Consider the following 20,930-nt stretch of genomic DNA (forward strand, 5'->3'; position numbering starts at 1 on the left):
AAAACTTAGCTTTCGGAAAACATGCAGTTTTCTGCAATTTATAAGGCTTACTGACTGTGCAAATTAGTCATGGTATGCTTTTAGCAGGTGATTTCAGGTTTATCGTACCGCACCTTGCATTAAGAACGTTACTCTAGGTAAACTTCAAAAAACCGGAGAATGCAGGAATGCTACGCCCCATTGCAGAAAACTGCATAATTAATGAATATTGTCTTGTTTATTGTCCAAAAGTGCAGTTTTATTAGATACTCAAATAATCTATTATGAATAGCACCCTATGACGATCAAATACGCCTTAAATAAGTGTTTGAAGTTCGGATTGACGGGTTTTTTGGGTTGGTTAAGTATAAGTCTGTTCATTAGTAAAACCCTGGCACAGCAAAGTAATATCGTACCTGACAATACACTTGGCGCGGAATCATCTCAAGTGATAAGCAACTTTCAGGGACAACCAATAGAAGTAATTACAGGTGGTGCGGTTCGCCAAATCAATTTGTTTCATAGTTTTGGAGAATTTAATGTTAGCGCGGGACGGGAGGCGTATTTCTTGAGTCCTAACGCAGATATTCAGAATATTTTTGCACGGGTTACAGGTGTAAATCGCTCTGAAATATTGGGTAAATTGGGTACTTTCCAGATTATTAACGGTAATATAGCTGGTTCTAATGCCAATTTATTCTTGATTAATCCTAATGGGATTGTGTTTGGGCAGAATGCAAGTTTAGATGTACAGGGTTCATTTGTGGCGACAACGGCAAGTAGTGTAAAATTCGCTGATGATAGAGAGTTTAGTGCAACTACCCCTCAAAACGCACCTTTGCTAACTATCAGCGTTCCTCTAGGCTTACAATTTGGCGCGAACCCTGGAAAAATTACTGTACAAGGTGATGGCACAGGACTTAGAAGCACGACAGATTTAATTGATACTAATTTTGGGTTAAGAGTGCCTTCTAATCAAACTTTGGACTTAGTGGGTGGTGATATCAATTTAGAAGGTGCAACCATCAAAACTGCTGGGGGAAGGATAGAGTTAGGTAGTGTTTCTGGGGAAGGTTTGGTTAGTTTGAATCCGACGGATAAAGGGTTTTCGTTGGGTTATGGTGGTGTGCAAAATTTTGGCAATATTCAATTAACCCAAAAAGCATCAGTTGACGCGAGTGGAACAGGTGCAGGTGATGTGCAGGTAACTGGTAAGCGTGTCATGTTGAGTGATGGTTCTCAAATAGAAGTTAGCACTTTGGGATCAAAGAATGGTGCGGAATTAATAGTAAATGCTACTGAGTCAGTGGAACTTAATAATCCTTCAAGTGGTTTGTTTGCTCAAGTTTATGCAGGTGCTACGGGAAATGGGGGAAACTTGACAATTTCCACAAAAAATTTACTCGTTCAGGATGGGGCACAGGTTAATACTGACACATTGGGTGCTGGCAATGGGGGAAATTTGACAGTCAACGCATCTGGTAGCTTTCAACTTATTGGTGGTGGCTTATCTTCTGTGGCTCAACCAGATTCAACTGGTAATGCTGGGAATATTACGGTTAATGCTCAAACGATTAACTTAAGCAACCAAGCGATTATTAAGTCTAGTAATGCGGGACAGGGGAATGCTGGTAACATACTGTTACAGGCTCAAGACAATTTCTCCGCCAATAATAGTTTGATTCTCAGCAATATTGGCAGTCCTCAAGGAAAGCCAGCCAACGGTAATGTTGGTAATATTGAGATTTCAGCGAAAACATTTTCCCTAAACAATGGGGCGCAATTGCAAGCAGGTTTCTTTTCTGGAGGTAAAGGAAATGCAGGAATCGTATCTGTGAAAGCTCAAGACACGATTGCTTTTACAGGTACAAATAGTGGGATATTTGCCAATGTGGAATCAGGAGCAGTTGGCAATGGTAACGATATCCAACTCTCTGCAAAGTCGGTTTCTTTCACCGATGGTGCTGTAGTAGTTACCAGCAATGCGGGACAGGGGAATGCAGGGAGCGTGTCTGTCAAAGCTCAGGATACTATTTCTTTTACAGGTACAAATAGTGGGATATCCACCAGTGTAGAATCAGGAGCAGTTGGCAATGGCGGCGATATTCAAATTTCTGCACCATCAGTTTCTCTCACCGATTTTGCTGTACTGTCCTCTGGTAATGATGGACAGGGAAATAGTGGGAATATCCAACTTCAAGCGCGATCGCTTACGCTTTCTAACGGTGGAAGCGTTGGTACGCAATCGTCAGGACGTGGTAATAGTGGCGATTTATTAGTTAACGCTTTAGACTCCGTTAGTGTGAGCGGCATAGTAACGCTGATTAATCCACAAACAAGAGAGAAATTTACTACAGGAAGTCGGCTGGCGACGAGCGCTCTCGGTGATGGAAATGGTGGGGAATTAACTATTAATACGGGACGACTGAGTGTTCTTGATGGTGGAGATATTACCACTGCAAGTGGTCAGCTTGGTCGCGCCGGAAATTTAACCATAAATGCTAAAGACTCAGTAGAAGTTGTAGGTAGTTCACTCAATGCAAATCCCAGCACCATCTCTAGTAGCAATTTAGGTTCTGGAGATGCTGGGAACTTAACCATCAATACAGGTCGTTTAAACATTCAGAATGGATCAATGGTCAGCGCTATCACAGTTGGTAAAGGCAAGGGAGGAAATGTGAATGTTAATGCCTCCGATCGCGTGCAACTCATTGGTAAATCTGCTGATGGTCGTTTTTTAAGTAGCTTGCTTTCTTCTAACGATCTAAATTCAACCGGAGATGCGGGTAATTTGACAATTACCACCAAAGATTTTCTGCTGCAAGATGGAGCAAGTGTTGGTTCTAGCACATATGGTGCAGGCAAGGGAGGTGATTTGACGATTACCACTCAAGATTTTCTGCTGCAAGGTACGGTATATGTGAGTGCTGGCACATATGGTGCAGGCAAGGGAGGTAATTTGACGGTTAACACCCAAGATGTACTGGTGCGAGATGGGGCATCTATTTTTGCTGGCACTTATGGTAAGGGTCAGGGAGGAGACTTAACTATAAATGCCAAAGACTCAGTAGATGTTGTCGGACGTTCACCTACTTATAATCCCAGTATTATTTCTGCTAGCACTTTAGGGTCTGGAGATGCTGGAATCACCACCATTAACACGGGTCGTTTCAGCATTCGTGATGGGGCGCTATTTGCCACTGGTACATCTGGTGCAGGCAAAGGAGGTAATTTGACCATCAATGCTGCCAATAGCGTGCAACTTACTGGTACATCTGTTAATGATTTTCCTAGCCAGTTGAGTGCTACTTCTAGCTCTACTGGGAACGCAGGTGACTTGACAATTAAAACTCAAGATTTACTTGTGGGAGATGGTGCAGTAGTTAGTACTGGTACAGTTGGTGCTGGTCAGGGAGGTAATTTGACCGTTAACGCGACTGGCAGTGTACAACTGATTGGTACTACTGCCAATGGTAATTTGCCTAGTGCTTTGTCTACTAATACTGGAGTAGGTTCAACAGGAAATGCAGGAGACTTGAGAATTACCACCAAAGATTTATTTGTGCAAGATGGAGCAAGAGTTACTACTGCTACATCTGGTACTGGTAAGGGCGGAAATTTGACCGTCAATGCAAACGGTACTGTGCAAGTGACTGGCACATCTGCTAATGGTCTTTTGATCAGCAGATTGAGTACATCTGCATACCAAGGTTTAACAGGGAACGCGGGAGACTTAACGATTAACACCCAAAATTTACTTCTGCGCGATGGTGGACAAGTGGATGCAGCTACATTTGGTCAAGGTAAAGGGGGAAATTTAACCGTCAACGCAAACAGTAGTGTAAAACTGATTGGCACTACTGCGAATGGTAATTTTTCTAGTGGTTTGTTTGCTACTGCTGAAGTCGGTTCAAAAGGAAATGCCGGAGAATTAACGGTTAACACCCCAGATTTATTCGTGCGCGATGGGGCAGCAATTACCACTGCTACATATGGTGCTGGTAAGGGCGGAAATTTGAATGTCAATGCCGCCAATCGTATCCAACTAGTTGGTACATCTTTTGATAATCGTCTTGTAAGTACTTTGAGTACTTCTGCTAACCAAGGTTCAACCGGAAACGCTGGTAACTTGACAATTAAAACCCAAGATTTACTCGTACAAGACGGAGCAGTGGTTGGTGCTTCGACATTGAGTCAAGGGAATGCAGGGAATCTAACTGTAAATGCTTCCCGTAGCGTGCAAGTGATTGGTAGGTCTGCTGATAGTCCATTTGCTACTGGCTTGGGTGCTGCTGCTGTAAACTCAAGTGGGAATGCAGGAGACTTGACCATTAACACCCCTGAGTTACTTGTCCGTGATGGGGCTAGAGTCTCTGTAACCAATACAGGAACAGGTAATGCAGGTATAATGACCATTAACAGCGATCGCATCAACCTAGACAATCAAGGCTCCCTCAACGCTAACACCCGCAGCCCAAATAAAGACCCCAACCGCGAACAAGCAACCATCAACCTTAATACCCAAAATTTAACCCTTCGTCATGGTAGCAACATTACTACCAATGCCACAGGCGAAAATGTCTTTGGTGGCAATATCAATATATATACAACAAAATTTTTCATCGCTTTAGAAAATAGCCGCATTAGCGCTAACTCAGACAATTCTCGCGGTGGTCGAGTTTTAGTCAACTCCCAAGGTGCATTTGTTGGTACTCAACCCAGCGATGTTTCCAAATATATTACAGCGACTTCTGGAGTCGGTTTGTCGGGAACTGTTGATGTTAATTCCGCTGACAATAGTTCCATTCAAAACAGCTTCACCGAATTACCACCAAACGTTATTGACACTAATGCACTCATTGCCAATAGCTGCATTTCGCGTGGCACTAAGCGACAAGAAAACTCTTTTACCATTACAGGTTCCGGTGCTTTACGCAATAGTCCAGGAGATGTATTAATTTCAGCCTACACAACTGGTGATGTGCGTAGTGTGGAACCAACACCGCGTCCTTGGAAGAAAGGCGACCCAATTATTGAACCACAAGGATTGTATCAATTACCTAATGGGCAATTAATCTTGAGTCGAAGTTGTTAAACAGCAATGTTGCATAGATGAGAAGATTTTATATGCAGTTTTCTGCACAATGAGAGACACAATCATGCGATCGCACTATACCATTTATGCAAAGATATATGCATAAATGGTGAATGCATTACCTAGTCATATCCCTTAATCTGAGTATTAAAGAAACGGTTCAGAAAGGAGAGCAAAAATGATGAATTTAAGTTCCAACAAACTGATGGGTAGCTTTTCCAAAAAAGCTGGCAATTTACTTGCATTGCTTCTTGCAGCAGGAACTTGGCAAGCTTCAATTCCTGTTACTCTACTGGTGACATCTTCTGCATTACTGACTGCTGAGGTTGCACATGCTGTAGAGTCGATTCCCGTTACGCTTATTCAAGGATTTGGTTGGGATTCCTCACATAGCGCATACAAGGTCTTGATTCAAACTAGCAGCGGCAACCAATACTTCGTATGGTACGATCAGTTTATTGGAGCAAAGATTGGTTCGGTAGTTATGCTCACATACGAAGGATCTGGCTCTTCCCTCTGGTTCTACAAATTAATCAACACTGGGAATGGAAAAGAATCAAACATCAATCGATATTTAAGAGCCAATTAAGCTTCCACATCTATAAGCCAGTTTTCCATTAAAATAAACTGTGTTCAAAATCCAAATGCTTTGTAGTTTGGTGACTGCTGCAACTGTTTTTTGGTGGTGACAATCTTAATATAATCTAGCTCGTTTTAAAAGCGATCGCATACATAAATACTAGCATTTGAAGTGCGATCGCTTTCAATACTTTTCGGGTTTTGGGAGAAAGGGGAAGGGGTAAAGGTAAATTCAAACCCTTACCCCTTCCCCTTTAACCTTTCCCCAGATCAAAAGAGAGATTGTTGGGTTTATCCGAAAAGTATTGCGATCGCTTTTATTAACGCAAGCATGAAAAATCGCATCTTGACGATTTACACTTTTATGCAATCATCAAGAAAATTATTATGGTATTTTAATTAAATAATAATATCCTCTTCCCGGCTGAAATCTGGGAACACAATCGAGAGGATTTATTAACATCATACTTGCTAGATTAATGATTAAACATAAGTCGGATATCTGGGTATTTTATCCTCTCAGATACCCAATGGTGACTTACAAAAATTTAGACCATATCTTTTACAAATCTTATACATCATATATCTACAATGGGTTCATACCTTCGGTTTCAAAAGCTTTTTTTCATATTACTTACCTGCATCAGCATCACTCCACTGGCAGTATTTGCCCAATCGACACCCCCATCGGGAATCACAATTCCCCCCAATACACCAGGGAAAGTTGAAGAAACTCTACCCCAACCATCACCGACACCAACTCTTTCACCCACACCACCCACACCAACTGTCCCCATACTCCCATCACCCCCACAAGAAAATCTACCCGATACAACTTTTCCCAGTAGTGAAGAGTTCTTTGTCAAAGAAATTCAAGTTACAGGCTATTCTGTTTTAAAAGATGAAATCATCAAGTTAAAACAGCCCCTAGAAAATAAAAACATCACATTTGAGCAATTATTGCAACTGCGATCGCAAATCACCAAACTCTATGTTGATAATGGCTATATTACCAGTGGTGCATTTATTCCCAACAATCAAAATCTTGCTAGCGGTGTCGTGCAAATCCAGGTTGTGGAAGGCGAACTGGAAGGAATTTCAATTTTAGGGTTAGAAAGATTGCAAACTGCATACGTGCGTTCGCGGATTGCACGGCTAGCGGGTAAGCCTTTAAACCAAAAACGTCTCGAAGAAGCACTGCAATTATTACAACTTGACCCCGTAATTGAACGAGTTAATGCTGAGTTAACCGCAGGTAGCACCCCAGGTAACAATATTTTACAGGTGACAATTACCGAATCACCACCATTCCACGCTGGGGTTGTCTTTGCCAATAACCAATCCCCTAGCGTTGGCTCAGAACAAGGGAGTATTTTTATTGCTCACGATAATTTCTTAGGGTTTGGGGATAAATTCAGTGCTGAATATGCTGGTAGTGAAGGTTTAGACATTTACAATATCAGTTATTCTATTCCCTTTAATGCCCTAGATGGAACCATTGGTGTCCGCTACAGCAACAGCGCTAGCCGGATTATTGAAAGCGAATTTCGTGACTTGGATATCCGCAGTGAAGCCGAAACCCTTTCTTTTAATATCCGTCAACCGTTAACCCACACCCCAAACAGCGAATTTGCTCTAGGTTTTGCATTCGATTTACGGCGCAGTCAAACCTATATACTCAATGATATTCCCTTCTCCTTTACCGAAGGCCCCGAAAATGGGAAATCAAGAGTTACAGTAATTCGCTTTTCCCAAGATTGGTTACAACGTAATGCTAACAGTGTCTTAGCGGCGCGATCGCAATTTAGTTTTGGTATTGATGCTTTTGATCCAACTATCAACGATAGTGGTACTGACGGGCGTTTTTTCTCTTGGGTGGGACAATTTCAATGGGTACAAAGGTTATCTCCCCGCATTTTGATGCTTGCCAAAATTAACACTCAACTTACTCCTGATTCCTTGCTTTCACTAGAAAAAATTAGCATTGGGGGAGTAGATACAGTCCGCGGCTATAGTCAAAATCAACTTGTCGCTGACAATGGAGTAGTTGGAGGTGTGGAAGTTCGTATTCCCCTAGCATCGAATGTGGAAACACTACAGCTAATACCATTTTTTGATATTGGTACAGCTTGGAACAATCGCGGTATTAATGCTGACCTGCAAACCATTGCTAGCTTAGGGTTGAGTTTAAACTGGCAACCTTTGAACGGTTTAGTATTGCGTGCAGATTATGGTATACCATTGATGGGCGCAAGCGATCGCGGTAATTCACTGCAAGATAATGGCTTTAATTTTTCAATCCGCTATCAGCCATTTTGAGATTTTTTTGATATTGAAGTTAAAGAGCAACAAAACACTTGTAGAGACGGCGATTTATCGCACCTCGATAACCCAAGCATATTGAGTTAAAAGGGCGATTTCTAATGGCGAATAGCTTTATTGCATTTCGAGAGTGCTTCCTGTATATTTGCTAACAGAATACGAAGTAGATTTTCTTAGTATAGGTTTTGGCAAGTTCAACTTTAAGACTAATGGTTTCATTCTAGTATCTATAATCACGATATAATCCAAACTGACTTGATAAATTGCTAATTACACGAACAAAATAAGGCATAGCAAATTTATCCAAGTAGGTAGATTATCTGATGACTATTCCAGAATCAATTAAAAAATTCATTACATGGATACAAGGTTTTGACCATATAACAGGTTTAATACATACTAAATATAATTTAATAGAGAAAATTATCGGGCGCTATCCAGATTTACAGGATATTTTAGAAAAATACGATTTTGAGCCTTCTATAATGCGTGAAGGATCTCGTTTAGTTGTTGTGAAACCAAAAGTTGCGATCGCCTGTAATTTACCCAAAGATTTTAGCGAAGGTAATTGTCAAATAGATTTCAGTAGTATTCTTTTTAAATATCTAAAAATTCACTTAAGTCATCAAGATATTTTGGGTCAATTAATGACAGGATTGCACACCCAGCCATGTTGGGGATGTCGTCGTTTTTTGAAACAGTTAGATAAAAATACTTTCCAAGTAAATCTAGGTCAAACAACAATCATTTTATCGAACTTAGAAGTAACAGAACTGTGTTTGTGTATTGATGAAGTTTGCCAAGAATATAAAAGTTTAATAATAGAATTTGAAAATGCTTTAGAAACATGGGACTTTAAATTCGCCAAGCTTTCAGAAAATCGAGGTTTTGTCCTTTTTTCTGTTAGACAAGAATTATGGGAGTTAATGCAGCAGTTTGCTAATGAATTTGATTATACTAAAGGTAAGTCAGAATGGCATCTATTTCATAGAGAGAATAGATCAATTCGCGTGAGTCGAGGAATTCGCGATCATACATTTATTTTCCCAAAACTCGATAGCGACTTATCTTTATCGCCTCAAAATCGAATTCATATAATCTATAAGCTAAATGATATTAATTTACAATCTATTGAGACAGAAACATTTAGCTTATGGCAGCAAGATATCGGTATACGAGGAACCTGGACGGCTAGGTATACCAAACAGTGGTTATTAGAAAGATATATTCCCAAAGTCATTAATTATTATTCAGAAAATTCTCAACTATCTAAAGCTGAATTGCTAGCAAAAATTACAAATTACACAAGTGAACGTGCGCTGATTAAGGAAATTGATAATATCAGGAATTTAGTACCTTATCTGCATGATATCCAATCTTGGCTACATATATATGTGGAAAATATTGCTGCTTCACTCTTGCAACCATATTACCAAGCCTATACAAATTTAGTGCGTAATACAGATTCCTCCATAGTAGGTATAGACTATATTATCGGAAATTTGCAAAGAATTGAGTGGAGAAATACGCCAGAAGAAAATTATAGTAATTTCACAGACTGGAAAAACTTGACTTTTAAATATGCTATAGATTGCTTAGATAAGCAAGTAACAAGAATATATAATTGTGAATATGAAAATAGTTTAAACGCAGATTTAATAACTCGGATATTTATTTGGATTCTAGAAAATGGGAAAATTTCTTTTTCACAATCTCAGTTAAATGCTGGTAAACAGGCTTTGCTACCACTTTGGGAACAAAGTCGCTTTGAAATGCGCCATGTGTATCCTAATCGATAAAGCTACATAATCTGCTGTAAATTGAAAACAAATTCAGGTAGTACATTTTCTCCTGATAAACTAATAGGATTGTCTAATACCTCTACATCTTTACCTGGGCGATAAATTTCCACTCGCTTATTTTTACGGTCAATTAAGCAGCCTAATTGAGTACCATTTTCGATATACTCCTGCATTTTCTCTGGCAATTCTTTCAAAGAATCAGTACGAGAACGCAACTCTACTACAAAATCAGGACAAATCGGGGCAAATTTTTCTTGTTGTTCTGGCGTTAAAGCATTCCATCGCTCAATTTTCACCCAAGAAACATCTGGAAAAATTGCTCATCAGTCAAGTCAATTTTCAATTTGAGTGTAGAAGGCAAAGTGGTTCTCGTGGCGTGCATAGGCGATTATGAGCATCTTACTTTCTAGTCTAGTGCTGTGTGCGCTGCGATCGCACCACATACAACTTTCAGGTGCGAACATACACAGGCATAGTACAAGTGCTTAGAATTATCCTTCCCGTTGGCGTCAGCCTGCCATTATTTTCATGGGCTTTTCCGCATGACGTGAAAAGTCAGAGCTAATCATCCCTTCATTTAGTAGCGTTTTTTTTCTTTCCCATGTCTTAATAAGCATCTATTGTGGGCATCATAATCCCAAGCCGAATATATCAGCTAGCTAGCAGCCAGGAAATTCTTTGGCAGCAAGTTTTTTATCTACAACTTCTAGTATCAACCGATGGCAGATAGTTTTAGACGTTATTTCTTTGTTTCTCAATCTAGTTTTTACACTGAGTTTATTTTGGGATGTCTACAGATTAAATTGGGATTAATTTGTAGCATCGGTATTTGGATATTATCAGAAGCTAAGTTACAAGCTGCCCAAGCACATCAAAACTGGAAATTATCTTCAGAATTGACTGAGCGAGTTACCACAGTAAATAATCCTGAGTCAGTAAAGCAATACTCAAGACCCTTTCCCTATCGATTACCCATTTTGATAGCAGCACCCGAAAATTTCAATCCTGATTTGCGATTACCGCCAGCGCTACCCGAACCACCGCAGAATTCCAGCCCACCAAAAACTTCCACAGAATCAGGAAAGCCGGATGCTGTTTTGGAAAGTAACCCGCCAAAAACTTCCACAGAACCAAGAACACCGGATGCTGTTTTAGAAAGTATTGATACGGATTATCACTATGAGTCAGACAACTTTGGCCAAACTAATTTTTTCCTCGAACCAACGATTCAGTTTCGATTGAGTAATGGCAATAAAATATTTTTTAGGACGGGTTTTAACTATTTTGGGCAACGCGGTGTTGAATCAATTACCAATTTTCCCTTGCAAGTTGGATGGCAAGGAAAAATTGGGCAAGTGACTCTGCAAACAGCAGCCGGGGTTGATATGTTCAATCGTTTACCCACAGCTATCAATCTCAATGCTAAGGTAGAGGCTCCCATTTCGTCGCCGCAAGTTTCGACATCAGGTCAATTGCTATCGGCGGTAGTACTATCAGGTAATTTAGAACAAGGGCCTTATAAATCCAACATCCGAACTTTAGAAAATCAAATTACTGCTTGGCGATTTGGGCCTGATTTATTTTGGCAGATTGACCGTAACACCAGCTTGTTTTCATCATTGCGTTTGGGTAACTACAACGATGGTAATTCTGATGTGCAGTCTTTTAGCCGATTAGAGCGCAAGTTCGGACAATTTTCTCTAGCAGCTAACTTATTCACTTGGAGTTTCGATCGCGATTTAGAACGCACAAGTGGCTACTTTTCTCCACCAGACTTCCTAGTTTACAACGGTGAGGTGGCTTGGGAAGGAGATATTGCTAATTTCTTACGCTGTCGCCTTGCTGCCAACTTAGGACGGCAGCGACTTAAAGGAGAATTTGACAATGCTAATACTTACCAAACACGCTGTACGGTAAAGCTGTCGCCCAATATAGAAGCAGACTTGGGCTATAGCTTTAGTAATGTCCGTAATCAAGAAACCGGGGGAAGTTCCTACGGTAGTAATTCTTTGACAGGACAGTTGCGGGTCAAATTTTAACAAAAAAGAATTCAGGAATCAGAATTCAGAATTCAGAATTCAGAATGAATATAGAATCAAGTGTGCTATAGATTTTTGTTTTTTTGATTTTCTCCAAATTATAAACTTTGACTATCAAAGTCTTCTTAATTTTGACTCCTGGATTCTGAATTCTGAATTCTGTTTTTTAAAATCCAAAATGGTATAAGGCTGAAGAATGAAAGCACCATTACCTGATAATGAAACACAGCGAATCGAATCTCTTTTGCAGTATAAGATTCTCGATACTCCAACGGAAGCTGCCTTTGACGACCTTACCCGTTTAGCCTCATATATTTGTGGGACTCCCATTGCTTTAATCAGTCTAATTGATACTAATCGTCAGTGGTTCAAGTCAAAGGTTGGTTTAGATGCTCTAGAAACACCCAGAGATGTGGCATTCTGCGCCCATGCTATTATGCAGCCTGAAATTTTTGTTGTGCCTAATGCAACAGAAGATGAAAGATTTGCGACAAATCCGTTAGTTACCTCCGATCCAAATGTTCGGTTTTATGCTGGTGTACCCCTAACTAACCCCGAAGGATATGCGCTAGGAACCCTTTGTGTAGTTGACCATGTACCAAGAAACCTGTCTTCAGAACAAATTGAAGCACTACGAATTTTAGGCCGCCAGGTAATCAAGCAACTAGAAATGCGGCGTAGTTTAGCAAGTTTGGTATTGGCAAGTGATGCCCGCAAACAGGCACAGAAGACACGCAAAGAATTTTTAAAAAAGGTTGCCGCCGGTTTTGGATTGGCATTGGCAATTTTAGTCTTGATTGGCACGATTTCGTATCAAAGTACGCAAGTGTTAATTCATACTAGTAAAAAGTTGAACAACACCCAATTGACAATCAACAACTTGCAAGAACTACTCTCTAACATCAAGGATGCGGAAACGGGACAACGCGGTTACATACTCACTAAACAGGATGCGTATCTAAAACCATATCAGACAGCAATTGCCAAACTTGCTCCTGAAATTAAGGAGCTAAGAAAATTAACAGCAGATGATTCTAAGCAACTGAGTCAACTCAATACCCTTGAACCTTTAATTGCAATAAAACTGAACGAACTGAAAAAGACTATCGACTTACGCCAGAATTTAGGATTAGATGCTGCATTGGAGGTAATAAATACAAATCAGGGAAATAACTTAATGAGTGATATCCGCAATATCATTCGCGAGATGGAAAAGAAAGAGACAGAAGAACTTCAGCAGCAGTTAAAAATCACCAAACATAGTGCCCGTAATACTCTTTTGATGCAGGCGATCGCAATTAGCCTAAGTTTTCTGATTTTGGCTACAGTCTACTACTTTATCTATCGTGAGGGAAAAGAGCGGAAATTAACAGAGGAAACACTGAAAAAAGAACGCAACTTTATATCAGCAGTTCTGGATACAACCAGCGCTTTGGTTATAGTTCTTGACTCTCAAGGGCAAATTGTTCGCTTCAATCAAGCTTGTGAACAAACCACTGGTTATTCATTTGATGAAGTCAAAGGAAGACATTTCTGGAATCTGTTTCTCATTCCTGAACAAATAGAGCCGGTGAAAGCAGTTTTTGAGGAGTTACGAACTAGTGAAGTCCCTAAAAAATACGAAAACTATTGGGTAACGAAAGATGGTAGTCGGCGGCTGATTTCTTGGGCTAATACTACCTTACGAGACTATGAGGGCGATGTTGAATATGTTGTTGCCACAGGGATTGATATCAGCGATGTCTCCGAGGAACTGCGCTTACGCAAACGAACTGAACAGCATCTAAAGGCAGAGTATGCTACAACCCGCGTCTTAGCAGAGTCAACAACAATCAACGAAGCTATGCCCCAAATTCTGCAAGGAATCTGCGAAAGTTTGGGATGGGATTTAAGTGAATTTTGGATGGTAGATCAGCAAGCAAATCTACTGTCCCTGTCAAATTCATGGTATGAAATTTCGCTGCAAATGCAAGAATTTGACATCCTCAGTCGGCAGACCACATTTACCCCAGGAATTGGTCTGCCTGGTCGTGTCTGGGCTAGTGTTGAACCTGTATGGATTGCTGATGTTGCTAAAGATCAGAATTTCATCCGCTCTCAAATCGCTGTCCAAGCAGAACTGCATGGAGCTTTTGGGTTTCCGATCCGTAGCGGTAAAAAAATCATTGGTGTCATTACCTGCTTTAGCCATGAGATCCAGCAAGCTGATCCAAATTTGGCAAAAGTGATGAATTCGATTGGTGAGCAAGTAGGGCAGTTTATCGAGCGCAAGCAGGCAGAAGAAGAACTGCAACGCCAAAACTTGCGATCGCAACTATTTACTGAAATCACCCTCAAGATTCGTCAGTCTTTGCAAATCAAAGAAATTCTCCAAATCACTGTCACTGAAGTCCAAAAAATTCTCCATAGCGATCGCGTTTTAATTTATCAACCTTTGGCAGATGGATCTGGAACCACTGTCGTTGAGGCAGTAGTTTCTGGCTGGCTGGCAATCAAAGAGAAAAAGTTCACCGATACTTACTTTGAAGCCGAATACATACAACAATACTATCTACAGCAGTACCGTCAAAAACGGAATCTGGGGCTTGCTGACTTAGATATAGTTGAAGTCCAAAAAAACCACATCGAATTACTCCAACAATTTGGAGTCAAGTCTAATTTAGTCGTACCCCTGCTTGTCAAAGAAGAACTCTGCGGTTTACTGATTGTCCATCAGTGTGGTAGTACCCGCCACTGGTCTAGCTTTGAAACTCATCTTTTACGGCAAATTGCTGACCAAGTAGGTATTGCTTTAGCCCAAGCCCAAATGTTAAATGCAGAAACTCAACAGCGCCGAGAACTGGAAATTGCCCGTCAACAAGCTGAATTAGCTTCTCAAACCAAAAGTGCCTTTTTGGCCAATATGAGCCACGAAATTCGAACTCCGATGAATGCTGTGTTGGGGATGACAGGCTTAATGTTAGAAACTCCCTTAAACTCAGAGCAACGGGATTTTATCGAAACAATTCGCATTAGTGGCGACGCTCTCTTAAGCCTAATCAACGAAATTTTGGATCTTTCCAAACTTGAGGCTGGGGAGATGATGCTAGAAACTCTAGATTTTGACTTATCTACCTGTGTAGAAGAGGTGTTGGAATTATTGGCTCCCCCGGCCCATAACAAAGGCTTAGAAATTGCAGCGTTAATTTATCCCAACGTCCCCAACCACCTCCAAGGCGATGCTGGCCGCCTGCGGCAAATTCTGATGAATCTAATCAGCAATGCGATCAAGTTTACCAGCGACGGAGAGGTAGTATTACGAGCAGAATTGCGATCGCAAACCTCTACTACAGCTACCATTTATTTTGCCGTCATAGATACAGGTCTTGGCATTACCTCTGAAGACCAATGCAAACTCTTTAAGCCATTTACTCAAGTAGATGCTTCCACCACCCGTAAATATGGCGGCACAGGTTTGGGATTAGCCATTTGCAAGCAACTGGTAAGCTTGATGGGAGGAGAAATGGGCGTAGAAAGTCGCTTCGGGAAAGGATCTAAATTTTGGTTTGAAGTAACTCTCGCCAAGCAACTTTATCCTATTTCTTCAGAAAGCGATCCCCAACTTTTGCTCAATCGGCGCTTATTAGTAGTGGATGATAATGCTACTAATCGTAAAATCATTCACCATCAAGCTACCCGTTGGGGGATGCTGGTAGATCAGGCAGCTTTGGCTACTACTGCTCTTAAAGCTATTCAGGAGGCTGCCAAGCAAAAAAATCCCTATGACATCGCTGTGATTGATATGCAGATGCCAGAAATAGATGGCATGACTTTAGGAGAACAAATTAAGGCAAATTCTGCGATCGCTGGTCTACCTTTGATTATGCTTACCTCTACTAATCAACGCGATGAAATCCAGCGATCGCTAAAAATCGGATTTGCGGCTTATTTAGTCAAACCTGTTAAGCCATCCCGACTTCTTGATACCATCATGACTATCTTAGGAAGGCAGCTAGAAGAAAAGGAGGTAGAAGGCAGAATTCAGGATTTCAAACTGAAAAATTCTGAGAACAAGAGTACCTATCATTCTCCTAACCCCGGACTCCTGGCTGCTAATTCTCATAAATTAAGAATTCTCTTAGCCGAAGATAATTTGGTGAATCAGAAAGTTGCTTTGAAGCAACTCCAAAGCCTTGGTTATAGTGCTGATGTTGCTGGCAATGGTAAAGAAGTTTTGCAGTTATTAGAACAAATTCCCTACGATTTAATTCTGATGGATTGTCAAATGCCAGTTCTTGACGGTTTAGAAACGACAAAAGAAATTCATCGTTGGCAAGAAAGCAGCTTCGTCAGTGGTCGCCGTCCTGTAGTAATTGCGATGACAGCTAATGCCATGAAAGAAGACCAGCAAATGTGTCTAGATGCCGGCATGGACGACTATCTGAGCAAGCCAGTAATGAAAGAAAAATTGGCTGCGGCGCTACAGCGTTGGGGAAGTCTGATACTCATGGTAAAAGAAACAGCTGTCACAGAGCAAACGGTTTCTACAACAGATGTCGATTCAGTTAACCTCCCAATTGACTGGGAACGCTTACATCAACTCTCAGAAAATAATCCAGAATTTGAATTAGAACTACTGCAAATATTTGTTGAAGATATTCAACCTCGTCTAGAGTTAATTAAAATAGCGATCGCAAGTCATAACTTTGAACAAATAGCACAAGAAACCCATCAAATTAAAGGTGCTAGTGCCAATATGGGAGTTACAACCATGCATCTAGCAGCAGAAAAATTAGAACAACTAGCTTATAACCAAGAGCGTCGAGGTACTAGTAACTTAATCTTAGAGTTAGAAGACTTTGTTAAACGCATCCAAAAATTTTTGAACGGTAAAGACAGTAACGCCAAAACATGAAATAATAATATTTATTAATAAATAAACATTAACGATTTTTTCTGAGTAAGCAGTAAAGATACTTGTGTTCCATTTCACATTACTCATTTTATATTTTCCACATATAACTCCATACAGTTCATAATGAGCAACAAAACACTTGTCTTGACGGCGATTTATCGCGTCTCTAAACCCTCAAAAACCCAAAATTGTTGCCAGTAGACCTTAAATAAACCGGATTGAGATATAACTTGTGAACAATTGGGAATAATAACTTTAATGTACTAAAAGTATGTTCGATGAGTTAGCTACATCATAAGCTAAGAATTTTTAGCCTAAATGTCAGTTAAATGCATCACCATCTATTCCCAATTGATTCCCGAAAAGCGAGGTTTTCCTAATGAGTCAGATGAGTAGAGACGATGTACGAGAAAGGCTTGGCAATATCGATCAGATCCGCGATATTATTCTTGGAACACAGCTAAGAGATTACGAAAATCGGTTTAGCAAGCTAGAGTCAGATATATCTCTCCTGCAACAACAGACGCGATCGCATGTCGATCAACTCAAGTCCAACTTTTCGGCTGAACTAAAAGCGGGGTTTGAGTCGCTAGATAAAAAACTGAAATCACTCAACCTAGCAACTCAAGAAGAAACTCTTGACTTACGGCAACAGGTTGATAGACTTAATAAAAAGTTCTCTAGCAGTGTTCAGTCGCTTGATGAAACCTTAGATAGCCAAACTACCTCCATTCGAGATGAAATCTTTCAAACTAAAGTCCACTTACAAGATGATGTCACAGCATTACGGGATTTAATTTTAGAAGAAATAGATCGACGCTTTTCGCAGTTGACAGACACTAAAGTTTCTAAAGACGATATGGCTGAAACTTTGTTTGCCTTGGGAATGCGTCTGAAAGAAACTGAATTTATTCCCAAATTGCGGGAAGCAGCCGATGAACACAACGATGAATATACTGCTGTACCACTTCTAGAAACTACAAAGTTGTCAAAAGTGTTAACTCACTCTAACAGTACGGCAGAATTACATTCGTAATTACAGCAGAATTCAAGAGTCAGAATTCAGAATTCAGAAGTAAAACACGCTTTGTATCTGACTTTGAGATTTAGCTTGTGTACTTCATCAACTTGAAATCGACTGTAAGTCAGAAGGCAAGAATAACTCAGCACTCTTAAAAGGATGACTCAGGTGGAAAATTCGATTTCTCAATCTGTTGAGTTGGAGCCAGAAAATGTTGTGCAGCTTGATAATTTGCTGCATTTGCTAATCGAACTCAAAATTATTGAATCACCTGAGCAATCTTTTTCTTTATTACCATCGGAAACTGATAAGAGTGATGAGTATATTCCAGAAGAAATTGAATTACTACAACTTCCTCCAGTGACATTAGAAGTATGTGAAGCTTATTTAGAGTCGGATTTTAATTTTCCTCAAGATATATCCAATTACTCACAAACTACTCAAGAAGAATCTATTGAAATATTTGCAGAATTTGAGAAAAAGTTAGATAACTCAGAGGATGCATTGCAAAAATTACGCGATATATTAGTCGGATATGAACTATCAGAAATAAACAATATTTCAGCGAAAATCGAACAAAAATTAACAAAAATTGAGCATCAAATTTATGACCCTAAAGAGCTAGTAAATCTACTACTACCGTGGATTTCTGAGCTTTTAAGGCTGACGATTACAGACTCGCGAGAAGAAATTGTCCAGATAATTGCTCCGATTATCGATCAGACTATCCGCAGTCGCACGGAACAGGATAAACTTAGTATGAGTACAGCGATCGCACCTGTAATTCCTCTCGCTATTTCCCAACAGATTATTATAGCTCCAGAAGAAGTTTCAGATGCGATCGCTCCAGCGATGGGACGAGCGATAAAAAAGCAAATTGAAATTGAGCAGAATATTGTGGTGGATGCACTCTACCCAATTATTGGTAGTACCATCGCCAAATATATGGCAGAGACAATCCGTGCCATTAACCGACAAGTTGAAGAAACCCTCAGCATTGAAGGCATCAAACGTAAAATTCGTGCCAAATTACAGGGAGTTTCGGAAGCAGAATTAATTCTTAAAGAAGCTCTACCATTTAAAATTCAAGCCATTTTCTTAATTCATAAAGCATCTGGTTTAATTATCTCAGATATTCAGCACTCCGATGTAGAGCAGCTAGAGGCTGAAATGGTAGCAGGAATGCTGACAGCAATCCGCAGCTTCGCCAATGATTGCATTAATCAATCTGGAAGCATAACCGAATTAGATGCAATTGAATATGGGACATCCAAAATAATTTTAGAAGTTGCAGGATACTGTTATTTAGCCATCGTTGTACAAGGAGAACCAAGCAAAAACTTTATTGAAAAAATGCGGCAAGTCTTCAGCACAATTGTTAGAAAATATGGTAATTTAATTGAAAAATTTGATGGCGATCCAGATTTAATCCCTATTAAAGTTCATACACTTCTAGAAGAACTGAAGAATACAGGTATTGAGGATAAAAAGAAAGCAAAAATATCACCGCTACAGATATTAATCTTAACAGTTATCAGCAGTATTCTCATTCCTTGGGGAATTTGGCAATATCGTAGTGGAGTTATACATTCCATTGAAAATCAAACTTCGTTGGCTCTAACTTCTGTTCCCGAACTAGCTGTATATCGGCTTAATGTACAAATAGAACACAATAAATTAAAATTAACAGGACGATTACCTAATCAACCTCTTCGCCAGAAAGCCGAGCAAATTGTCAAAATAACTTCTCCAAATTGGTTGATTGACAATAAAATTTCATTAGTAGAAGTACCAGCAGATCCAGTATTAGCGGCTGCTGAAGTTAAACGAGTCACAGCAGTTTTAAACCAGACTGACGATATAGCTATTTCCGCTCAATACATCGCTGGTAAAGTAGCTGTTGAAGGAACTGTCAACCGAATTGCAGATGCTCAAATTATTGCTAATGCATTTGCACAAATTCCCGGTGTAAAATCTGTATCTAGCGCAGTGCAAGTGCAACCCCCACAGATTGAAATTCGGTTTTACTTTCAACCCGACTCAGCGAGTTTAATGAAAACGGATATACAGCATAAGGTTCAACAGGTCAAGTTTTTTCTAAATCAGCATCCAAATAAACATTTAAAAATCATAGGTTATAGTTATGACCATACTAGCGTGAACAAATCTCAAAAATTGGCGCTGGCGCGAGCAAAAGCTGTACAACAAGCACTAATTAAATTAGGTATCGAGCCATCTCGTTTACAAGTCATTGGTAGGACAAATTTACCACCAGGAATTGATGTAACTCATCCTTTGTGGTTAAGCCGCTGTGTCGTTCTAGAACCGATAAACAAGCAATTTTAAATTTATATTAGCTATGATTTGGATAAAATATTCCCTACTTTTCCCCAACTATGTCTACAATCTCTAAAAAAATATGTTTATTTGGTGATTTTGGTGTTGGTAAAACTAGTCTAATTCGCCAATTTGTGGAGTCTAAATTTAGTGACGAATACCTTTCAACTGTAGGAGTAAAAATATCTCGTAAATTGGTTAGTTCCTCCGAAAAAGACCTACTTAGTGGACAAAATTTACAGCTAATAATTTGGGATATTGAAGGCAGCAATAAATTTAAAGAAGTTGCTAAAAATTATTTTCAAGGTTCCAAAGGTGCTGTAATAGTTGGTGATGTGACACAACCAGAAACACTCAATCATATCCAGGAGCATATTCACACTTTTTTAGCTGTTAACCCCACAAGCTATATTGTTGTTGCGCTGAATAAATCAGATATGATTGCAGCCGAATATTTAGAGAAAATTCATCAAATGTATCAATTCACCGATCAAGCTAATATATTAGACACATACATAACTTCAGCTAAAACTGGTAATAATGTTGATAAAATATTTCAATCTTTAGCCAATCGGCTAATTTAGTAAGATGAACTCATTGTTGACAAAACTATTATCTGTATGTGGTATTGAATATTTAATAATTGATGAAAACTTGAAGATTTTAGAAATGTCTTTGGGAGTAAATCATTTTGCTGATATTCCTAATGAATTGAAGTTTGGTCAGGATGTTAGGATTGTGTTTCCTGAATTAGAGGGAATTGAAGATATTTTCGATGCAATTCGACAGAGAGAGCAAGATGATTTTAAATTAAAGGGAATTATGCGATCGCAAGATTCAGGCTCTCCCTTGTATATTGATA

General features: G+C 39.7%; 9 protein-coding genes and 1 pseudogene. 9 read left to right on the plus strand and 1 reads right to left on the minus strand.

All coding sequences use genetic code 11. The features are described 5' to 3' along the window. The first annotated feature begins 277 nt into the window (after nucleotides 1-277). The 4 genes from FD723_RS16385 (at nucleotide 278) to FD723_RS16400 (ending at nucleotide 9,774) form a co-directional block, all read left to right on the plus strand. Nucleotides 278-5,074: an S-layer family protein gene (locus FD723_RS16385; RefSeq protein WP_179066265.1), complete on the plus strand. Its 4,797-nt coding sequence runs from the start codon at nucleotides 278-280 to the stop codon at nucleotides 5,072-5,074. A gap of 178 nt (nucleotides 5,075-5,252) precedes the next feature. Further along, nucleotides 5,253-5,663 (plus strand): hypothetical protein, encoded by a 411-nt coding sequence (locus FD723_RS16390; protein WP_179066266.1) that lies wholly within the window; start codon nucleotides 5,253-5,255, stop codon nucleotides 5,661-5,663. A 581-nt stretch (nucleotides 5,664-6,244) separates the two neighbouring features. Further along, nucleotides 6,245-7,972 carry a ShlB/FhaC/HecB family hemolysin secretion/activation protein gene (locus tag FD723_RS16395; RefSeq protein WP_179066267.1) on the plus strand — a complete coding sequence of 576 codons (1,728 nt, stop codon included), beginning with the start codon at nucleotides 6,245-6,247 and terminating at the stop codon, nucleotides 7,970-7,972. 326 nt (nucleotides 7,973-8,298) lie between these two features. Beyond that, the gene (locus tag FD723_RS16400; protein WP_179066268.1) at nucleotides 8,299-9,774 is read left to right on the plus strand and encodes a hypothetical protein; all 1,476 of its coding nucleotides are present in this window, start codon (nucleotides 8,299-8,301) and stop codon (nucleotides 9,772-9,774) included. 2 nt (nucleotides 9,775-9,776) lie between these two features. Here the strand turns inward: FD723_RS16400 and FD723_RS16405 are convergent. Beyond that, nucleotides 9,777-10,088: pseudogene (locus FD723_RS16405) on the minus strand (Uma2 family endonuclease); the annotation flags it as partial. Between the two features lie 408 nt (nucleotides 10,089-10,496). Here FD723_RS16405 and FD723_RS16410 point away from each other — a divergent pair. From FD723_RS16410 to FD723_RS16430, 5 genes are all read left to right on the plus strand, one after another. After that, nucleotides 10,497-11,816, plus strand: a complete 1,320-nt coding sequence (locus FD723_RS16410; protein WP_179066269.1) for a hypothetical protein — start codon at nucleotides 10,497-10,499, stop codon at nucleotides 11,814-11,816. A gap of 196 nt (nucleotides 11,817-12,012) precedes the next feature. Beyond that, on the plus strand, nucleotides 12,013-16,710 hold the full coding sequence (locus FD723_RS16415) for a GAF domain-containing protein (RefSeq protein ID WP_179066270.1): 4,698 nt from the start codon (nucleotides 12,013-12,015) through the stop codon (nucleotides 16,708-16,710). Between the two features lie 379 nt (nucleotides 16,711-17,089). Further along, on the plus strand, nucleotides 17,090-17,746 hold the full coding sequence (locus tag FD723_RS16420; protein WP_179066271.1) for a hypothetical protein: 657 nt from the start codon (nucleotides 17,090-17,092) through the stop codon (nucleotides 17,744-17,746). 144 nt (nucleotides 17,747-17,890) lie between these two features. Then, nucleotides 17,891-20,077: an OmpA family protein gene (locus FD723_RS16425; RefSeq protein ID WP_179066272.1), complete on the plus strand. Its 2,187-nt coding sequence runs from the start codon at nucleotides 17,891-17,893 to the stop codon at nucleotides 20,075-20,077. Between the two features lie 50 nt (nucleotides 20,078-20,127). Then, a complete protein-coding gene (locus FD723_RS16430) occupies nucleotides 20,128-20,652 on the plus strand; it encodes a Rab family GTPase (RefSeq protein WP_179066273.1) in 525 nt (174 codons plus the stop codon). Nucleotides 20,653-20,930 lie beyond the last annotated feature (278 nt).

The organism is Nostoc sp. C052, assembly GCF_013393905.1.
GTDB lineage: Bacteria > Cyanobacteriota > Cyanobacteriia > Cyanobacteriales > Nostocaceae > Nostoc.